Consider the following 17,750-nt stretch of genomic DNA (forward strand, 5'->3'; position numbering starts at 1 on the left):
CTGGCCCTACACGCCACGCCCGAAACTCGCTAGACATGCTTCATGAACCAGCACGCCAAGCTTCGCATCGGCCATTCAGCCTGTCCGCATGATTGCCCGTCGACCTGCGCCCTCGAGGTCGAACTGCTCGACGGCAACCGCATCGGCCGCGTCCATGGCGCCAAGGCCAACACCTACACATCGGGCGTCGTCTGCGCCAAGGTCGCCCGCTATGCCGACCGTGTCCATCATCCCGACCGCTTGCTGAAGCCGCTGATCCGCGCCGGCGCCAAGGGCGATGGCGTCTGGCAGGAAGCGAGTTGGGAGGCGGCGCTCGACCTCGTCGCCGAAAAGTTCATCGCAGCCGAAGAGAAATACGGGTCGGAGACGGTTTGGCCCTATTTCTATGCCGCCTCCTGCATCGCTGCGGTAACCGGCAGTTGGCAGTATGAGGGTGGCGGCGCCTTCCATTCGAATTCCGGCATCTTCAAGCTCAACCAGGAGGTGCTGGAAGGCACCAGGATGCGCGATCCCTCGATCCGCTATCTCGACCATTCGCGCATCGGCCCGGTGCTGACCGGCGCCAGCGACGCGCTCTATGGCGGGCCGCCGGTCACGGCGATGCTGATCCAGAACACCAATCCGGTGAATGTCGCTCCCGAGCAGCGGCTGGTGAAGCAGGGCTTTCTGCGCGACGACCTGTTCGCTTGCGTGCACGAGCAGTTCATGACCGACACGGCCAGGCTTGCCGATGTGGTGCTGCCGGCGACGATGTTTCTGGAACATGACGACGTCTACAAGGGCGGCGGCAACCAGCACATCACGCTGGGGCCGAAGCTGATCGAGCCGCCGGAAGGGCCGCGCACCAACCATTTCGTCATCGAGCAGCTGGCTGAGCGCCTGGGGGTCGCTGACCGCCCGGGTTTCGGCCTCACCGAACAGCAGCATATCGACATCATTCTCGGCAAGCGCGGGCTGGGCAGCTTCGACAGCTTGAAAGAGCAGAAATGGGTGGATCTGCAGCCGGATTTCGAGACCGCGCATTTCATCAAGGGGTTTGGCCATTCGGATGGGAAATTCCGCTTCCGCGCCGACTGGACGGGCCAGGCGGCTCCCAACCGGCCGCCGAAGAGCATGGGCCTGTTCGGACCGGTGGAGCGCCTGCCTGAGTTTCCCGACCATGTCGACCTGATCGAAGTGGCGGACGATGCGCATCCATTCAGGTTGACGACCTCGCCGGCGCGCAACTTCCTCAACTCGACCTTTGCCGAGACGCCGGTGTCGAAGGAAAAGGAAGGCAGGCCGGCGTTGCTCCTGCATCCCGACGATGCAGCGGACCTTGGGCTTGCCGATGGTGACCGCGTCGAGGTCGGCAACCAGCGCGGCGACCTGGTGCTGCATGCGAAATTCTTCGACGGCATCAAGCGCGGCGTGGTGATCGCCGAAGGCATCTGGCCGAACAGCGCGCATGAGCGCGGCGAGGGCATCAACGTGCTGACCGGCGCCGATGCGCCCGCGCCCTATGGCGGCGCTGCCTTCCACGACAACAAGGTCTGGCTGCGCAAGGCTGGTTGATCAGAGCGAAGCGCTGGAGGCCGACTATACCGGCAGAATCTCAGCCGCCTTCTTCCTGTTCAGCCGGTGCCGGATGTCGTCGGCGATCGCCTGGGCCTCGATCCCGATCTCGCGCAGCAATCCGGTGACTGCATTGTGGAAACCGATCAGGTAGAGGCCGAGATCCGAAGCTTTGGGGGTAACGCCGCTGCGGTCTGGCTGGATGCCGGGCTCGAGGAATCTGGCATAGCCCGGCCGGTAACCGGTGGCGAAGATGATCGCGTCGAATTCGCCGTGTTTGCCGTCGGCGAAACGGGCGCCGCGTTGCGAAATCTCGGTAATATCGGGCGCCACCTTGATCGCGCCTTCGCGGATCTTGCCGATGGTGCCCACGTCGATCACCGGAATGCGCGATGCGACCGCTATCTGTTCCAGCAGTCCCTGTCCTGGCCGTTTGAGCCCGTATTTGTCCAGCCTGCCCAGAACCAGGTCGAGAATGACTGGGAAAAGAGCGTCGTTCAAGCGTTGCGGCCCCAGGCGCGCCGCCATGCCGACCATCTGGATAGGCACGCCGAACAGTTCGCGCGGCACGATATGAACGCCGCCGCGCACGGAAATCGTCGGCTGTGCGCCGTTTTCCGCCAGATCGAGCGCAATCTCCGCACCGGTGTTGCCCATGCCGATGACCAGCACCGACTGACCGGCAAAAGGCTTGGCATTGCGATAGTCGGCGCTGTGCAATGTCTTGCCTGTGAAGGTGTCGATACCGGCAAATGCGGGCCGCAAGGGCTCGGCATTGTAGCCTGACGCGATCACCACATCTTTGGCGCGCAACGGCCCGGATGCCGCGTCCACACGCCAGCCGCGACCGTCCTGGGTGACCGCTTTGACCGTTTCTCCAAACTGGGGCCTGAGGTCGAAGCGCTGCGCATACGCGTCGAGATAGTCGACGAAGAGAGCGCGCGGCACATAACGCGGATAGTGTTTGGGAAAGGGCACGAAGGGCAGCGACGAATAGCGCTTGGTCGTATGCAGGTGGACCCGCTCGTAATGGCGCCGCCAGGCAGGCGCGGCCTGCTGCTCTTTTTCGATGATGATGAAGTCGACACCGGCCTGCCGCAGGCATGCGGCAACGGCCAGGCCCGCTGGCCCGGCCCCGATGATCGCTACTGTCGTGGTATCGTCCAAGCGCGCCTCCCGGCTCAATTCGCGTCCTGAGAATGTCAAAAACATGGCGGGACGGGCTGAAGCCTGCCCTCCGGCGAGGTTCAATCCGGCAACGGTACCGTCAGCCCGACCTTGACGCGGTCCATGGCCACGAAGGTGCGGAATTTCCGGACATTGTTGCTGCCGAAGAACAGCTTTCGCGTCAGCGCCTCATAGGCGCCCATGTCGGCCACGGTAATGACGAGGATGAAGTCGGCCTCGCCGGTGACATAGTAGCATTGCTGCACTTCGGGCGTTTGCGAGAATTGCCGCTTGGCTGCGTCGATCAATTCGGTGCGTTCGCTCTCCAGCTCCACCTCGACGAAGATGGTGATGGGCTTGCCGACCGCCGCGGGTTCGATGATTGCGACATTGCTGGCGATGACGCCGGCCTGCTCCATGCGCTTGATGCGGCGCTGCACCGCCGGCGCCGACAGGTTCACCGCCTCGCCGATCAGCCGCTGCGGCGTCGTGTTGTCGCGCTGCAGGACGGCAAGGATGGCGAGATCGAAACTGTCGAGCGGGGGCGATGATGGAGGCAATGGCGGTATCCCGGTGAAACAAACTTGCATTTCGGAGGTCCAATTACAGCGCTCTTTGCGTCTGTCCTGCAATATGGTCTCGCTGACTGCCAAGGAGACCGCCAGTGTTCCTGCCCAATCGCAATGCCTTGCACGGCAAGCCGCTTGATGCCGCCGATGCCGAAACCCTCGGGATCGCGGGCGCCGACACGGTCGAGCGCTTTCTGGCCCATCGTGACAATCACGCAATGACGCCGCTGTGCGCGCTGCCGGCGCTGGCGAGGGAATTCGGAGTTGGCACCATCCACGTCAAGGATGAGGGCTTTCGTCTCGGCCTCGGCAGCTTCAAGGCGTTGGGTGGCGCCTATGCTGTCTTCCGTCTTGTGCTGGAAGAGGCAGGCAAGCGCCTTGGCCGCCCTGTCGATGTCGAGGATCTCGATCGTGCCGATGTTCGCTCGGTCGCCGCAAAGATGACCTTTGCCTGCGCCACCGACGGCAATCACGGCCGCTCTGTCGCGCAAGGCGCCGAGCTTGCCGGCGCCAGGGCCGTGATCTTTGTCCATGCCGGCGTCAGCGACGAGCGCATCTCGGCAATCGCCCGCTACGGCGCCGAGATGGTTCGCGTCAACGGTAATTATGACGATTCGGTCAGGCAAGCGGCGCAGGTCGCGGCCGAGAAGGGCTGGAGCGTGGTGTCGGATACGTCGTGGCCGGGTTATGAGCGCATCCCCGGCCTGGTGATGCAGGGCTATACGGCGATCGTGCGCGAAGCACTGCGCCAGCTCAGCGAACCGCCAACCCACGTCTTCGTCCAGGCCGGCGTCGGCGGCATCGCCGCCGCGGTGGCCGGCCACCTCGCCATCGTGCTTGGCGACGCCAGGCCAACCTTCATCGTCGTCGAGCCGGCGCGCGCGGCCTGCATTGTCGCGGCTGCCCGGGCAGGGCATGTGGTCAAGGTGGCGCACGATCAGCCGACGGTCATGGCCATGCTTGAATGCTATGAAGCCTCGCAGGTCGCCTGGCGCGTGCTGGCGCGCGTCGCCGACGCCTTCATGACCGTGGACGAGCACGACGCCGTCGCGGTGATGCGGCGGTTGGCACGACCGGCCGGCAGCGATCCGGTGATCGTTGCCGGCGAGAGTGGCGGCGTCGGCCTTGCCGGACTGATCCGGGCGATGGCCGAGAACAGGACCGATCTCGGCCTCGACGGCAAATCCCGCGTGCTGGTGATCAACACCGAAGGTGCCACCGACCCGCATCGCTATGCCGAACTGGTCGGCTTGAGCCCGGCCGATGTGCTGGCCGGCAAGCTCGCCGCCGAGGCAACATCGTGATCGCGGTCGACGCGCAGCGCCTGCTTGGCCGAATCCGCGAACTCGGCGCCGTTGGCCGCGACGGGGAGGGCAGGCTGACCCGGCTGGCGGCCTCCGACACCGACGGGTGGGGCCGCGACCTCTTCGTCGGCTGGCTGCGCCAGGCCGGTCTCGATGTCGCCATCGACCGCATCGGCAACATTTTCGGCATCTGGCAAAATGCCGGCAATGCGGGCGAGGCGCCGCTGCTTATCGGCTCGCATATCGACACCGTCATCGACGCCGGCATCTATGATGGCTGCTACGGCGTGCTTGCCGGGCTGGAGGTGATCGAGACGCTGAAGGCGTCCGGCCTCTCGCCGTCGCGCCCGCTTGCCGTCGCGGCCTTCACCAATGAGGAGGGCGTGCGCTTCTCTCCCGACATGATGGGTTCGCTGGTCCATGCCGGCGGCGTCGATGTCGAGGCCGCGCTCGCCGCTGTCGGCACCGACGGCAGCACGCTCGGGCAGGAACTCGCTCGCATCGGCTATGCCGGCGAGCGCGAACCCGGCTTCCTCAAGCCGCACCTCTATCTCGAACTGCATATCGAGCAGGGACCGGTCCTGGAACGCGAAGGCATTCCGATCGGCGCGGTGGAAACCCTGCAAGGCATCTCCTGGCAGCGCATCACCCTCGATGGCGTCGCCAACCATGCCGGCACCACGCCGATGTCGATGCGCTGCGACGCCGGATACGCCGCGGCACGCGTGGTCACCTTCCTGCATGACCTTGCAGCGGCCTCCAACGCGCCGACCGTTGCCACCGTCGGCACGATGCGCTTCGAGCCGAATGCCATCAATGTCATCCCATCGCGCGCCGTCTTCACGGTCGACCTGCGCGATCCTGACGAGCAGCGCCTGCAGGCGCAGGAGGCGGCGCTGGCCGCCTTTCTGGAGCGACTTGCCGCCGAGGGCATCACCGTGTCGGTCGAGCGGCTGGCCCGCTTCGAGCCGGTTGTCTTCGACGGGCGGGTCGTCGAACTGATCGAGGCCGCAGCCAGGAAGCGCGGGCTTGCCTCGCGGCGCATGACCTCGGGCGCCGGCCATGACGCGCAGATGATCGCGCGCATCGCGCCGGCGGCGATGATCTTCGTGCCGAGCGCCGGAGGCATCAGCCACAGCCCGCGCGAACACACCGAGGATGCCGAGCTTGTTGCCGGCGCCAACATCCTGCTTGATGTGGTCGCTGAACTCGCCGAGCTCGAAGGCTGAAGAAATGGCTGAACTCGATCCAGAAATGCTGAAGCGCGAGATGACCGATTGGCGGCGCGACCTGCACGCGCACCCCGAATTCGGCTTCGAGGAGAAACGCACCGCGGCCTTCGTCGCCGCCAAGCTGCGCGAATTCGGTCTGGACGATGTCGCAGAGGGTGTCGGCGGCACCGGCGTCGTCGGCACATTGAAGCGCGGCAGCGGCAATCGCGCCATTGCGCTGCGGGCCGATATGGATGCCCTGCGCATATCGGAGCAATCGAGCGCACCCTACCGCTCCGGCAATCCGGGCGTGATGCACGCCTGCGGCCATGATGGCCACACCGCCATGCTGCTTGGCGCGGCAAAGCTGCTGGCGAGCGAGGGTGGTTTCGACGGCACCGTGCGCTTCATCTTCCAGCCGGCCGAGGAGTGGGGCAGGGGTGCGCTGGCCATGATCGACGATGGCCTGATGCAGCGCTTCCCCTTCGACGAGATATTTGGCCTGCACAACATGCCCGGCCTTCCCGTCGGACACCTCGAGACCCGCGCCGGTCCCATAATGTCGGCCGAGGATAATTTCGAGATCATGCTCAGGGGGCTCGGCGGCCACGCGGCGCGGCCGCATTCGGGCAATGAAACGCTGATCGCCGCCTGCGCGCTGGTCACGAACCTGCAGACCATCGTCTCGCGCCGCCTGAGCCCGGCCGACATAGCGGTGGTTTCGGTGACCGAACTGATCACCGACGGCACCCGCAATGCACTGCCCGGTCTTGCCCGCATCCTCGGCGACGCGCGCAGTTTCCGCCCCGAGGTCAGCGCGGAGATCGAACGCCAGATGCGCACCATCGCCGAGGGCACCGCGGCCGCCTACAATGTGACCGCCGAGGTCAATTACACCAGGGAATTCGTGCCCTTGCACAATGATGCCGAACTGGTCGAGGCCACCTTCGCCGCCGCCAAAAAAGTCTTCGATCCTCGCAATATCGCGGTTGCCCGCGAGCCGATGACGGCGTCGGAGGATTTTGCCCGCTTCCTCGATCACGTGCCGGGCTGCTTCGTCTTCCTCGGCAATGGTGAGGCCTCGGCGCCGCTGCACAATTCCAGCTATGACTTCAATGATGATGGGCTGGTGTTCGGCGCCGGTTTCCATGCCGCCATCGCCAGGCAACGGCTCGGAATTTGACCGGCGACGAACCCTCTTCGGCACGCTTTTGCCGGTGGAAAACGCTCGGAAAGGGCCGAAATCCGCGATCCCGCATGACGCAGAGGCAAGACTCAGGTACCCTGCATGGTGCGGCGGACCTGATTTATCCGCTTGGCCGGCGCCTTCTCCTCCCAAGCGGCGCCGGCCTTCTTCGTTGCGCCGACCCTCTTCTAAATTAGCATTCATTAAATTTAGAATATTCGCACTTGCGGGAAGTTAGCGTCTTTCTGGCATGGAAAGCTGCGGGTTTTCGGGTGTTTGCGGGAAGACGGATGCGCGGGCAGAACTGGATAAAGGCGTTGCGTCAGGACGAGGCGCGGCAGGTGCGCGCGCATCGCCGAACTCGAAAGAAACCTCACATGGCGTCTCCATCGCGAGGCCGTCAGCAGCGCCAGGAAGCCGGCCACGAACTGCGCAATGCCAAGTTCCGCCTGGCTTGAAGGATGCATCGCGGCAATGCAGTGAGGTTTTCTGGGATGATCTTAGTTGCCGACAGTCTCCGTGCTCATGACGGGATTGCTGGCATAGGAGCTTTGTTCTGCACCAGGAGCCTTGGTCGGTGGCAATTTGTTGTCGCAGGCCGAGACAGCCAAAACCAGCAGGACAAGGGCTAATCCTAGTTTTTTCATCGCTATCGCCTCCAATCTCACAATGAGCAGCCAATCTCAAAAACGAGGCAATTTCGCATTGGTTGCGACCTTCGCGTGATGGAACAAAAAGCCATGCCTTCGGTTGGTGTCCTTTAGAGGAGACCGCAGCATGATCCGTTTGTTTCTGACAGGCGCCTTTGCCTTTCTCGCGTATCGCCTTGCGCGCAAGATGATCGACGACGTGCCCGGCGACGTCGATCCCCTGTTGCTGCCTGCACCGAGAAGTGACCGCGATGCTCTGCGCCGCCAATCGGCGGCCATGGGCGTCGATCCCCGGCGGTAGGGCTATTGCAGGAAAAGTGTGATGCGATGTTCCCCGGGAAAGGCCTGTAGCGTTCGCCCTTGGGAATTGCGTCAAAGCTAAGGGTCCGTCGGGGCGCTTCGGTGTTGCGAACAAAGCGGAAACGATGCTTGATGGGCGATGAACCTCGCCGCCCATGATTCGACCTTTTTGGAATCGGCCGTCGCGCCCGCCTATCTCGCGCGGCTGAACGACGCCCAGCGCCAGGCCGTCGAGCATGGCGACGGCAAGATCGCAGGGCCGTTGCTGGTCATTGCCGGCGCCGGCTCGGGCAAGACCAACACGCTGGCGCATCGCGTCGCCCATCTGATCGTCAAGGGGGCCGACCCGCGCCGCATCCTGCTGATGACCTTTTCGCGGCGCGCCGCATCCGAAATGGCGAAACGTGTCGAGCGCATCGCCGGCGAGGTGCTCGGCCGCGACGCCGCGGTCATCACCGATGCGCTGACCTGGGCCGGCACTTTTCACGGCATCGGCGCCCGGCTGTTGCGCGACTATGCGCTGGAGATCGGCCTCGACCCGGCCTTCACCATTCACGACCGCGAAGATTCCGCCGATCTGATGAACCTGGCGCGCCACGAGCTGGGTTTCTCGAAGACCGAAGCGCGCTTTCCGACCAAGGGCACTTGCCTTGCCATCTATTCGCGCGCCGTCAACGCGCAGGCGCCGCTCAATGAAGTGCTTGGTTCCGCCTTTCCCTGGTGTGCCGGCTGGGCCGAGCAGTTGAAGCAATTGTTCGCCGGATATGTCGAAGCCAAGCAGGCGCAGAACGTGCTCGATTACGACGACCTGCTGCTCTACTGGGCGCAGATGACGGCCGAGCCGGAGATCGCGGAGCATCTGGGTTCGCGTTTCGACCATGTGCTGGTCGACGAGTATCAGGACACCAATCGCCTGCAGGCCTCGATCCTGATGGCGCTGAAACCCGATGGCGCCGGGCTGACGGTGGTCGGCGACGATGCGCAGTCGATCTATTCCTTCCGCGCCGCCGAGGTGCGCAACATTCTCGATTTTCCCCGGCAGTTCGCGCAGGCAGCCGATGTGGTGATGCTGGAGCGCAATTACCGCTCGACGGAAACCATTCTGGCCGCTGCCAATGCAGTGATCGGCGAGGCCTCGGAGCGCTTCACCAAGAACCTTTGGTCGGAGCGCAAATCCACCGACAAGCCAAGGCTGGTGAGCGTCCGCGACGAGGTCGAGCAGGCAAACTTTGTCTGCGATACCATCCTCGCCGAGCGCGAGGCCGGTACGGCACTGAAATCGCAGGCAGTGCTGTTTCGCGCCTCGCACCACAGCGGGCCGCTGGAGATCGAACTGACGCGGCGCAACATTCCCTTCGTCAAATTCGGCGGCCTGAAATTCCTCGATGCCGCCCATGTCAAGGATGTGCTGGCGGTGCTGCGTTTCGCCGAAAACCCGCGCGACCGCGTCGCCGGCTTTCGCGTCCTGCAACTGATGCCGGGCATTGGCCCTTCCGCCGCCGCGCAGATCGTCGAGACGATGACGACGGCGCTTGACGAGGCGATGGGGCTGGCCGGCTGGCGGCCGCCGCAACGCGCGGCGGACGACTGGCCGGGCTTCGTCTCGCTCTATTCGGGCCTGCGGGCCGGCGCCAAATGGCCGGCCGATCTCGAACAGGTCAGGCTCTGGTACGAGCCGCATCTGGAACGCATCCATGAGGATGCCATCACACGCCGCGCCGACTTGTTGCAGCTGGAGCAGATCGGCTCGGGCTACGCCTCGCGCGAACGCTTCCTGACCGAACTCACGCTCGATCCGCCGGATGCGACCAGCGACCAGGCTGGACCGCCGCATCGCGATGAGGACTATCTGATTCTCTCGACCATCCACTCGGCCAAGGGCCAGGAGTGGAAGAACGTCTTCGTGCTCAACACCGTCGATGGCTGCATTCCGGCCGATCTCGGCGTCGGCACCAAGGAGGACATCGAGGAGGAGCGCCGGCTGCTCTATGTGGCAATGACGCGGGCCAAGGACAGCCTCAACCTGGTCATGCCGCAGCGCTTCTTTCCGCATGGCCAGGCCGCGCGCGGCGACCGTCACCTCTACGCCTCGCGCACCCGCTTCATCCCCGCCTCGATCCTCTCCGCGTTCCAGCAGATGTCGTGGCCGGGCGCACAGGCGGCACAGGGCAGGGCGCCTCGGCCGGACGTGCGCGTCGACATCGGCGCGCGCATGCGCGGCATGTGGAAATAGCTGAAATCATGGCGCAACCGCCGATCAGGATCGCCATCGCCGGGGCGCTGGGCCGCATGGGCCGCCAGATGGTGGAGGCTGTGCAGGCAGATCCGCGGCTGGCACTTGCCGCCCGCTTTCACCGCCCAGATAGTGTCGGCGACGGGCTGGTGAGCCGCGACGAGGCGCTTGCCATGGCCGATGTGGTGATCGATTTCACCACGCCGGCGGCCTCGGCCGATCTGGCGAGGGTTAGCGCAAACCGGGGCGGTCCCGCTTTGGTGATCGGCTCTACCGGTTTCGATGCCGCCGAACTGGCTGATATAGCGGATGCCGCGAAAACAGTTCCCATCGTCCGCTCCGGCAGTTTTTCGCTCGGGCTCAACATGCTGGTCGGACTGGTCGAGCAGGCGGCGAGAGCGTTCGCGCCCGAAGATTGGGACGCTGAGATTTTCGAGGCGCATCATCGCCACAAGATCGACGCGCCGTCGGGCACCGCATTGATGCTGGGACAGGCCGTCGCCGGTGGACGCGGCGCCGAACTGGACGCGGTCGCAAGGCGCGTCCGCGACGGCGTCACCGGCGCGCGGCCGCCCGGCGAGATCGGCTTTGCGGTGGTTCGCGGGGGCAGCATCGTCGGCGAACACAGCGTCAGCTTCTGTGCCGAAGGCGAGCTTGTTACCTTGTCGCACGCTGCCGGCGATCGCATCATGTTCGCCCGTGGCGCCATCGCCGCGGCACTCTGGGTGTCGGGACGCCCGCCCGGCGAATACGATATGCGCGACGTGCTTGGGTTTGACCGCTGAACCTGGCGCGGCGTACATTTTTCACGGCGCCGCGACTGCCCGCCGGCCGCGGCTTACTGATCCGTAAGCCTTGCCGTCATTTTCGGCTTCACCTTGAAAGCTGGATGAAAGGTTGGTGCCATAACTCTTGTCCGGCGCCCCCATATTGTCGCTCAAAAGCGATGGGAGAGAGAGGGGCGCGGGAAACGAACAAAGGGAAGAGGCCATGTCGCTCGCGCGAATTCTGCTTGATTCAGCCGCCACAACCGCACTCGTCGCCACCATGGCCTTGTCAGCGCCGTCCGTACACGCCGCCGACAAAGTTTCCATCATGGTCGGCGGCTACGAGAAGCAGATTTACCTGCCAGCCAAACTGACCGAAGCACTCGGTTACTTCAAGGACGAGGGTCTCGACGTCGAGTTGCTGAATGAGCCGGCCGGGGTCGACGCCGAAAACGAGATGCTTGCCGGTGCCGTGCAAGGAGTTGTCGGCTTTTATGATCACTGCATCGATCTGCAGGCCAAGGGCAAATTCGTCGAATCCGTCGTCCAGTTCAGCCAGGCGCCGGGAGAGGTCGAGCTGGTTTCGACCAAACATCCCGAGATCAAATCACCCGCCGACTTCAAGGGCATGAGCCTCGGCGTGACCGGCCTAGGCTCATCGACGAATTTTCTTACGGAATATCTTGCCGTCAAGAACGGTTTGAAGCTCGGCGAATTCACCTCGGTTCCAGTCGGCGCCGGCAACACCTTCATTGCCGCCATGCAGCAGGACAAGATCCAGGCGGGCATGACGACCGAGCCGACGATCACGCGGCTGCTGAAGACTGGTGAGGCCAAAGTCCTTATCGACATGCGCACGATGGAAGGTACCAAGGCCGCTCTCGGCGGCACCTACCCGGCCGCCTCCCTCTATATGCAGACAGATTGGGTCGAAGCGCACAAGGACATCGTGCAGAAGCTGGCCAATGCTTTCGTCAAGACACAGAAGTTCATCAACACGCACAGTGGCGCCGAGATCGCCGACAAGATGCCGAAGGACTATTATGTCGGCGACAAGGAAGGCTACGTGAAGGCCCTCGATGCCGGCAAGGCGATGTTCACTCCCGACGGGATCATGCCCGAGGGTGGACCTGAGACAGTGCTGACGGTTCTTTCAGCCTTCAAGAAGGAACTGCAGGGCAAGCAGATTGACCTTGCGAAGACCTACACCTCGGAATTCGTCAAGAACGCCAAGTAGCAGACCGTGCCGGCGCGATGAACGACATCGCGCCGGTACCCGTCAGTTTTTTCACCTCCGGCGGCCTTGGGGCCGACGGCGGGCGTCTGCTCTTATCCAGGAGTTCCACCATGGCTATTGAAAAAAATGCACCGGCGATCGAACTGATCAACGTCAGCCGTCGCTTTCTCTCGCCAACCGGCAAATCGCTGACGGCGCTGCGCGACTTCACCATGACCGTGCAGCGCGGCGAATTCGTCGCCGTTGTCGGCCCGACCGGCTGCGGAAAATCCACCACCCTCAACCTCGTGACGGGGCTGGCAAGCCCAAGTGCCGGCGAGGTTCGTGTCATGGGCGCGCCGGTCAAGGGGATAGACCCGCGCATCGGCTTTGTTTTCCAGACCGACGCCCTGTTCCCCTGGCGGACCGTGATCGACAACGTGATGGCTGGTCCGCTCTTTCGCGGCAAGGCGAAGTCCGAAGCCATGGCTTCGGCGCGAGACTGGCTGGCGCGCGTCGGCCTGTCGCGATTCGAGCAGCACTATCCGCACCAGCTTTCAGGCGGTATGCGCAAGCGTGTGGCGCTGGCGCAGACTTTCATAAACGGTCCGGACATCCTGCTCATGGACGAGCCGTTTTCAGCGCTTGACGTGCAGACCCGCGTGCTGATGCACGAGGAGCTGCTGCGCCTTTGGTCCGAAGCAAAGGCTTCCGTGGTCTTCGTAACCCATGACCTGGAAGAGGCGATTGCCTTGGCCGACAAGGTATATGTCCTGACCGCCGGGCCGGCCACCGTGAAGTCGGTCTACCCTATCGACCTGCCGCGCCCGCGCGTCGTCGCCGACATCCGTTACGAACAAAGCTTCATCGATTACTCGCGCACCATCTGGGCCGACCTCAAGGAAGAGGTCGAGACCAGCTATGCACGCGCGGCAGCCTGAGGAGGAACGCCATGACAGATGCCGCCATCGACATCAGGGCAGGGGCGTTCAAGCCCGGCACGTCAGACGCGGAAATCGAAGCGGCTGCGGCAAGGGCATCGCAGCGCCGCCGCCGCACAGTTATATTCTGGCGGGTCGCCATCCTGGTCGCCTTTCTCGGCCTGTGGGAGATTGCCGCGCGCCTGGCGTGGATCGATCCGTTCTTCTACGCAATGCCGAGCGCGATCTCGCAGCGGCTCTATGAATGGACGACGGAAGGAACGTCCGAGGGGCCGCTCTGGTATCATCTCTATGTTACCATGGAGGAGGCGGTCATTGGCTTCGTGACCGGCTCGGTAGCCGGCATCATCATCGGCGTCGCGCTCGGTCGCAACCGGATGGCCGCCGACATTTTCTCCATCTACATCAAGGTGGTCAATTCCATCCCTCGCGTGGTTCTGGCGCCGATCTTCATCATGATCCTCGGCCTTGGCCTCGCTTCGAAAGTGGCGCTTGCCTTTGTCATGGTTTTCTTCGTCGTCTTCCACAATGCATTCCAGGGCGTGCGGGAGGCCGACAGGGCAATGATTGCCAATGCCCGTATCCTCGGGGCCTCCAACTGGCAGTTGACGCGCTCGGTGATCGTCCCTTCGGCGATGAGCTGGATCTTCGCCAGCCTGCATGTCAGCTTCGGCTTCGCCATCATCGGTGCGATCGTCGGCGAATTCGTCGGCTCGCGCTATGGCATCGGCCTGCTGATCAATATCGCCAAGGGATCGTTTGACGCCGCGGGCATGTATGCCGCGATCGTCATCGTCATGGTGGTGGCGCTTGGCGCCGAATATCTGATGACCATGGTCGAGGACCGCTTGGCGAAATGGCGTCCCCAGCCGTTGAACGAGACGCAGTGAGCGACATGGGCTAGCTGCTTGCCAGTGGCAACCTCACGTCAACCACCAAACCGCCGGCCGCGCCATCCCGCAGGGTGACGCGGCCGCCGGCGTTTTCGACGACCTCGCGCACGATGGCGAGCCCCAGCCCGCTGCCTTCCTCGGTCGAGCCGGCGATGCGGTAGAAGCGTTCGAACACGTGATCCCGCTCATCCACCGGAATGCCAGGCCCGTCGTCGGTGACCGTCAGCACGGCTTCGCCGTCGACGGCCGCCAGCCTCACCGTGACGCTGCCGCCTGACGAGGAGTAGCGCAGCGCATTGTCGACGAGGTTGACGATCATTTCGCGCAGCATGGTGCCGTCGCCGATGACCGGCACGGGGCCGGCCTCCTCGAGGCCGAGATCGACGTTGCGGCTGACGGCGATCGGCGCATGGGTTTCCAGAACCTGGCGGGCCGCTTCGGTTAGGTCGACACGGTCGGCGCGCGGCCGTCGGCTGCCCGGCTCGGCCCTCGACAGGGTCAGCAGTTGTTCGGCAAGCCGCGCCAGGCGGCCGGAGCTTGCCTGCAAGGCCACCAGCGCCTCGTGGCGGGCATCGGGGACGGTTTCTCGCAGCGCGTAGCTCGCCTGCGTCGACAGCAATGCCAGCGGCGTGCGCAACTGGTGCGCGGCGTTGGCGACGAAGCGGCGTTGCGACGCCATCTGGGCCCGCACGCGTGCCATATAGGCGTTGAGCGCATCGATCAGCGGGCGGATTTCGCTTTGGGCGCCGGGCACTTCGACCGGGTCGAGGTCGCTGCGGTTCGGCGAACGCACCGCGTCGCGCAGCCTGATGAGCGGCGCCAGGCCCCGATGCAGGCCAAGGAGCACGAAGAGGCCTGCGATCGCCACCAGCGCCAACTGCTGGGCAAAGGCGCCAAACCAGAGACGCCGTACCATCGCGTCATGTCCGGCAAGGGTGACGCCGACGGTAACTGATATCGGCGAATCCTCGCCGGCGCCGACCACACCCTGGCTGAAGGTAAGCAGCCGCAACCGGTGGTCGCGATAGGTTGCCTCGGTGCTGGACGGCGTCAATGCCTCCGGCAGATTGGGATAGCCGGTCAGAAGCCGCCCTCTGGCAGTCTTGACATGGTAGTAGACGCTGTCGCGGTCGCCCGTATCGAACATCTCGATCGCAGCCGGCGGTATCGTGGCATCGAGCACGCCGTCGTTCATGGCGACCTGCTCGGCGATGGTCCGCGCCGAGCCGAGCAGCATTCGGTCGGTGACCAGGTTGGCGGTGGCCAGCGCGCTGCCATGGCTGGTCCACAGGTTGATGGTGGCGAGTCCGGCCAGCGGCAGCACCACCCATGCCAACAATTGCAGGCGGAGGCTATTGATCTTCATGTCGCAAGAGGTAGCCGAGGCCACGCAAGGTGGCGATCTGGACCCGCGACCCTTCGAGCTTCTTGCGCACGCGATGCACATAGATCTCGATGGCGCTGGGGTCGGCATCGGTCTCGAAGTCATAGATCGCCGCCGAAAGTGCTGCCTTGCTCACCGTGCGCCCGGCCTTCACCATCAATTGCTCCAGCACCGCATGTTCGCGAGGTGTGAGCGCCAGTGGTTCGCCGGCCAGCGAAAACAGCCTTGTGTTGGTGTCGAAGACGAGATCGCCGCAGGCAACGACGGGCGCGGTGCGGTCATTGGCGCGGCGCAACTGTGCCCGGATACGGGCCTCGAGCTCCTCGATCTGGAATGGTTTGGCCAGATAGTCGTCGGCGCCTTCATTGAGGCCCTTGACCCTGCCGTCGAGGCTGGCATTGGCGGTCAGCACGATCACCGGCACCCGGTTGCCGCGCGCCCGCAGCGTGCGCAGAACCTCCAGGCCGCTCATTCTCGGCAGCGCCAGGTCGAGGATGACAAGCGCATGGTCGCCCGCCGCCAGCGCATGCTCGACATCCTCGCCGTCATGGACGATGTCGACCACATAATTCGCCTGGCGCAAGGTCTTGCCCAACCAGTCGGCCAGTTCGCGATTGTCCTCAACAAGCAGCAGTCGCATATCTATGACAGTCCGGATCCCATCTCCCCATCGGAACACCCAAGCTTGATGGCCGCGGCACTCCTGATCTCTCCTGAATGAGCGACAGTATCGATCTCAACGCAAGACAAATACGGTCTTGGCGGGGCGCGAAAGCGTATCCTCGCAGCTTCAAATCGATCAGTTTCCGCCACAAATCGAACCGAACGGTTCGGTTCTGATTGACAGATTGTACCGCAAACAGTGAACAATGGCCCCCAAAAGCGCTTCGATTTTGTTGGAGGCGCGGGACCTAATATACTGAAATTATTGTATAAATCGAGTTGAAATTGCTGCAATGCAATATGCATTGTCTATAATATAAGGAAATTCTGCAAAGCCGATGCGACTGGCAATCCCAAAAGGCATTCCTTACTTCGGGGTGGTCCGAGCGACGCGAAATTCCTCTCAAGGGCACGCCACTGGACGGACAGGACAGATAAATACTGGAGTAAGAAAATGACCAAGATCGCCCTTACCGCCGCTGCCATCCTCGTTGCCACGGGCACCGCTTTCGCCGGCAGCGACAACTATGGCTCCAGCAACGTCAACCAGCCCGCCGCCGCTGTCGACCATTCGGTCACCGCTTCGACGTCGAAGTCGACGGCAACCGTCCAGGCCCAGGCTCCGCAGGGCGCTGACCGCAACCTCTTCGGCCGCTAAATCGCGACTGCCGACGTCAATCCAATTTTGAATTCAGGAGTACTTAAAATGACCAAGATCGCTCTCACCGCCGCCGCCATCCTCGTTGCCACGAGCACCGCTTTCGCCGGCAGCGACAACTATGGCTCCAACAACGTCGATCAGCCGGTTGCCAGCCAGTCAACCTCCAACATCGACACCACGCATACTGGTTCGATCGCGAAGTCCGTAAAGACACAGGGCGACGCCAATGCCAACGTGCCGGCTCAGTCGGGTCAGGGCATCTGGGGCCGTTAATTCCTTCAATCCCCGGAAGACGACAAAGAGCGGTGGGCCTGGCCCGCCGCTCTTGTTTTTTATGCATGCGATCGTACCAATCCGAAATCGAACCGATTGGTTCAAATAATGTTGACGAACCGTGAGCGGACGGTCGACGCCGGCTCCGCAAATCGCCATTAACGTGCAATGGTGATTTCCAATAACCATATGATATTTATCAATAAAATTTTTGTCGCTTGATCCATTTGCCAAAATTCAAGGTCTGGATCCGGCGCGTGATGGAACATCTTCGTGATTGGAAGTCGGCAAACGAAAACCCACTTCCAGCCTGTCCGAGCGACGCGAAATTCCTCCCAAGGGCACGCCACTTGACGGACAGGACTTAGGAATACTGGAGTAAGAAAATGACCAAGATCGCACTTACCGCTGCTGCCATCCTCATTGCCACGGGCAGCGCCTTCGCCGGCAGCGACAATTACGGTTCGGACAATGTCAATCAGCCGGCCGTCACCACGCGCGCGGGCAATCCGGACAATATCGACCGCAGCCACACGGCTTCGATCCGCAAGCCGGTCGAGCATCATGGCTTCAAGCTGACGCCCGATTCAGTCCAGCCGGAATCCGGCCAGGGGATCTGGGGCAACTGAGCCGACGCTCGAGCAGGCCTCGATGACAAAGAGGTGGGTTTGACCCGCCGCTCTTGTTTTTTGCGTGGCAGGGCAGGCACGGGTTGGCATCGGTTCGACCCGCCGGGTCTTCGCAGCCAGCGGAAAAGCTTCCACCTCCAGGAATAAAA

The 17,750-nt window shown here is 63.3% G+C and carries 19 protein-coding genes; 14 read left to right on the top strand and 5 right to left on the bottom strand.

The genetic code is table 11. The features are described 5' to 3' along the window. Window positions 1-42: 42 nt before the first annotated feature. Window positions 43-1,554 (top strand): molybdopterin-containing oxidoreductase family protein, encoded by a 1,512-nt coding sequence (locus MAFF_RS32240; protein ID WP_010915228.1) that lies wholly within the window; start codon window positions 43-45, stop codon window positions 1,552-1,554. 24 nt (window positions 1,555-1,578) lie between these two features. Here the strand turns inward: MAFF_RS32240 and MAFF_RS32245 are convergent, their stop codons facing one another. Both MAFF_RS32245 and MAFF_RS32250 read right to left on the bottom strand, forming a co-directional pair. Then, window positions 1,579-2,766 (bottom strand): flavin-containing monooxygenase, encoded by a 1,188-nt coding sequence (locus tag MAFF_RS32245; protein WP_010915229.1) that lies wholly within the window; start codon window positions 2,764-2,766, stop codon window positions 1,579-1,581. Window positions 2,767-2,801: 35 nt separating this feature from the next. Continuing rightward, window positions 2,802-3,281 carry an Lrp/AsnC family transcriptional regulator gene (locus MAFF_RS32250; RefSeq protein WP_010915230.1) on the bottom strand — a complete coding sequence of 160 codons (480 nt, stop codon included), beginning with the start codon at window positions 3,279-3,281 and terminating at the stop codon, window positions 2,802-2,804. A gap of 104 nt (window positions 3,282-3,385) precedes the next feature. On the opposite strand from MAFF_RS32250, the gene MAFF_RS32255 reads away from it, so the two are divergent. The 4 genes from MAFF_RS32255 (at window position 3,386) to MAFF_RS38485 (ending at window position 7,449) form a co-directional block, all read left to right on the top strand. Next, on the top strand, window positions 3,386-4,594 hold the full coding sequence (locus tag MAFF_RS32255) for a diaminopropionate ammonia-lyase (RefSeq protein WP_044549921.1): 1,209 nt from the start codon (window positions 3,386-3,388) through the stop codon (window positions 4,592-4,594). Continuing rightward, window positions 4,591-5,823: a Zn-dependent hydrolase gene (locus MAFF_RS32260; RefSeq protein WP_010915232.1), complete on the top strand. Its 1,233-nt coding sequence runs from the start codon at window positions 4,591-4,593 to the stop codon at window positions 5,821-5,823. Before MAFF_RS32255 ends, MAFF_RS32260 begins: the two co-directional genes overlap by 4 nt. Window positions 5,824-5,827: 4 nt before the next feature. Beyond that, window positions 5,828-6,988 (top strand): M20 aminoacylase family protein, encoded by a 1,161-nt coding sequence (locus MAFF_RS32265; RefSeq protein WP_044551608.1) that lies wholly within the window; start codon window positions 5,828-5,830, stop codon window positions 6,986-6,988. Window positions 6,989-7,281: 293 nt separating this feature from the next. Further along, entirely contained in the window at window positions 7,282-7,449 is a 168-nt protein-coding gene (locus MAFF_RS38485) for a hypothetical protein (RefSeq protein ID WP_244420664.1), read from the top strand. A 42-nt stretch (window positions 7,450-7,491) separates the two neighbouring features. Here MAFF_RS38485 and MAFF_RS40165 read toward each other — a convergent pair whose 3' ends face one another. Next, the gene (locus MAFF_RS40165) at window positions 7,492-7,638 is read right to left on the bottom strand and encodes a hypothetical protein (protein WP_164987067.1); all 147 of its coding nucleotides are present in this window, start codon (window positions 7,636-7,638) and stop codon (window positions 7,492-7,494) included. 130 nt (window positions 7,639-7,768) lie between these two features. On the opposite strand from MAFF_RS40165, the gene MAFF_RS40170 reads away from it, so the two are divergent. The 6 genes from MAFF_RS40170 (at window position 7,769) to MAFF_RS32290 (ending at window position 13,988) form a co-directional block, all read left to right on the top strand. After that, window positions 7,769-7,942: a hypothetical protein gene (locus MAFF_RS40170; RefSeq protein ID WP_080511986.1), complete on the top strand. Its 174-nt coding sequence runs from the start codon at window positions 7,769-7,771 to the stop codon at window positions 7,940-7,942. A gap of 138 nt (window positions 7,943-8,080) precedes the next feature. Next, entirely contained in the window at window positions 8,081-10,174 is a 2,094-nt protein-coding gene (locus MAFF_RS32270; RefSeq protein ID WP_010915237.1) for an ATP-dependent helicase, read from the top strand. Between the two features lie 8 nt (window positions 10,175-10,182). Beyond that, the gene (gene dapB / locus MAFF_RS32275) at window positions 10,183-10,959 is read left to right on the top strand and encodes a 4-hydroxy-tetrahydrodipicolinate reductase (RefSeq protein WP_044549925.1); all 777 of its coding nucleotides are present in this window, start codon (window positions 10,183-10,185) and stop codon (window positions 10,957-10,959) included. A gap of 262 nt (window positions 10,960-11,221) precedes the next feature. Further along, complete coding sequence (locus MAFF_RS32280) at window positions 11,222-12,178, top strand: ABC transporter substrate-binding protein (protein WP_420651625.1); 957 nt, start codon at window positions 11,222-11,224, stop codon at window positions 12,176-12,178. Between the two features lie 110 nt (window positions 12,179-12,288). Further along, window positions 12,289-13,098, top strand: coding sequence for an ABC transporter ATP-binding protein (locus tag MAFF_RS32285; RefSeq protein ID WP_032929611.1), 810 nt, complete (start codon window positions 12,289-12,291; stop codon window positions 13,096-13,098). Window positions 13,099-13,109: 11 nt separating this feature from the next. Further along, window positions 13,110-13,988, top strand: a complete 879-nt coding sequence (locus MAFF_RS32290) for an ABC transporter permease (protein WP_010915241.1) — start codon at window positions 13,110-13,112, stop codon at window positions 13,986-13,988. 10 nt (window positions 13,989-13,998) lie between these two features. Here the strand turns inward: MAFF_RS32290 and MAFF_RS32295 are convergent, their stop codons facing one another. Next, the gene (locus MAFF_RS32295; protein ID WP_010915242.1) at window positions 13,999-15,357 is read right to left on the bottom strand and encodes a sensor histidine kinase; all 1,359 of its coding nucleotides are present in this window, start codon (window positions 15,355-15,357) and stop codon (window positions 13,999-14,001) included. Further along, window positions 15,344-16,015, bottom strand: coding sequence for a response regulator (locus MAFF_RS32300; protein WP_010915243.1), 672 nt, complete (start codon window positions 16,013-16,015; stop codon window positions 15,344-15,346). Before MAFF_RS32300 ends, MAFF_RS32295 begins: the two co-directional genes overlap by 14 nt. 477 nt (window positions 16,016-16,492) lie before the next feature. Between MAFF_RS32300 and MAFF_RS32305 the strand changes: the two genes are divergently transcribed. The 3 genes from MAFF_RS32305 (at window position 16,493) to MAFF_RS32315 (ending at window position 17,601) form a co-directional block, all read left to right on the top strand. Then, window positions 16,493-16,696 carry a DUF680 domain-containing protein gene (locus tag MAFF_RS32305; protein ID WP_010915244.1) on the top strand — a complete coding sequence of 68 codons (204 nt, stop codon included), beginning with the start codon at window positions 16,493-16,495 and terminating at the stop codon, window positions 16,694-16,696. A gap of 48 nt (window positions 16,697-16,744) precedes the next feature. Next, window positions 16,745-16,972: a DUF680 domain-containing protein gene (locus tag MAFF_RS32310; RefSeq protein ID WP_010915245.1), complete on the top strand. Its 228-nt coding sequence runs from the start codon at window positions 16,745-16,747 to the stop codon at window positions 16,970-16,972. Window positions 16,973-17,358: 386 nt separating this feature from the next. Further along, the gene (locus MAFF_RS32315) at window positions 17,359-17,601 is read left to right on the top strand and encodes a DUF680 domain-containing protein (protein ID WP_010915246.1); all 243 of its coding nucleotides are present in this window, start codon (window positions 17,359-17,361) and stop codon (window positions 17,599-17,601) included. The last annotated feature ends 149 nt before the right edge of the window (window positions 17,602-17,750 follow it).

This window comes from Mesorhizobium japonicum MAFF 303099 (assembly GCF_000009625.1).
GTDB classification, from domain to species: Bacteria; Pseudomonadota; Alphaproteobacteria; order Rhizobiales; family Rhizobiaceae; genus Mesorhizobium; species Mesorhizobium japonicum.

Bases quoted from the DNA above. Each gene is read 5' to 3' on its own strand.
- MAFF_RS38485 (WP_244420664.1), top strand. From the start codon at position 7,282: ATGCGCGGGCAGAACTGGATAAAGGCGTTGCGTCAGGACGAGGCGCGG.
- MAFF_RS32245 (WP_010915229.1), bottom strand. From the start codon at position 2,766: ATGTTTTTGACATTCTCAGGACGCGAATTGAGCCGGGAGGCGCGCTTG.
- MAFF_RS32240 (WP_010915228.1), top strand. From the start codon at position 43: ATGAACCAGCACGCCAAGCTTCGCATCGGCCATTCAGCCTGTCCGCAT.
- MAFF_RS32300 (WP_010915243.1), bottom strand. From the start codon at position 16,015: ATGCGACTGCTGCTTGTTGAGGACAATCGCGAACTGGCCGACTGGTTG.
- MAFF_RS32315 (WP_010915246.1), top strand. From the start codon at position 17,359: ATGACCAAGATCGCACTTACCGCTGCTGCCATCCTCATTGCCACGGGC.
- MAFF_RS32295 (WP_010915242.1), bottom strand. From the start codon at position 15,357: ATGAAGATCAATAGCCTCCGCCTGCAATTGTTGGCATGGGTGGTGCTG.
- MAFF_RS32305 (WP_010915244.1), top strand. From the start codon at position 16,493: ATGACCAAGATCGCCCTTACCGCCGCTGCCATCCTCGTTGCCACGGGC.
- MAFF_RS32290 (WP_010915241.1), top strand. From the start codon at position 13,110: ATGACAGATGCCGCCATCGACATCAGGGCAGGGGCGTTCAAGCCCGGC.
- MAFF_RS40165 (WP_164987067.1), bottom strand. From the start codon at position 7,638: ATGAAAAAACTAGGATTAGCCCTTGTCCTGCTGGTTTTGGCTGTCTCG.
- MAFF_RS32280 (WP_420651625.1), top strand. From the start codon at position 11,222: ATGGCCTTGTCAGCGCCGTCCGTACACGCCGCCGACAAAGTTTCCATC.
- MAFF_RS32265 (WP_044551608.1), top strand. From the start codon at position 5,828: ATGGCTGAACTCGATCCAGAAATGCTGAAGCGCGAGATGACCGATTGG.
- MAFF_RS32270 (WP_010915237.1), top strand. From the start codon at position 8,081: ATGAACCTCGCCGCCCATGATTCGACCTTTTTGGAATCGGCCGTCGCG.
- MAFF_RS40170 (WP_080511986.1), top strand. From the start codon at position 7,769: ATGATCCGTTTGTTTCTGACAGGCGCCTTTGCCTTTCTCGCGTATCGC.
- MAFF_RS32285 (WP_032929611.1), top strand. From the start codon at position 12,289: ATGGCTATTGAAAAAAATGCACCGGCGATCGAACTGATCAACGTCAGC.
- dapB (WP_044549925.1), top strand. From the start codon at position 10,183: ATGGCGCAACCGCCGATCAGGATCGCCATCGCCGGGGCGCTGGGCCGC.
- MAFF_RS32310 (WP_010915245.1), top strand. From the start codon at position 16,745: ATGACCAAGATCGCTCTCACCGCCGCCGCCATCCTCGTTGCCACGAGC.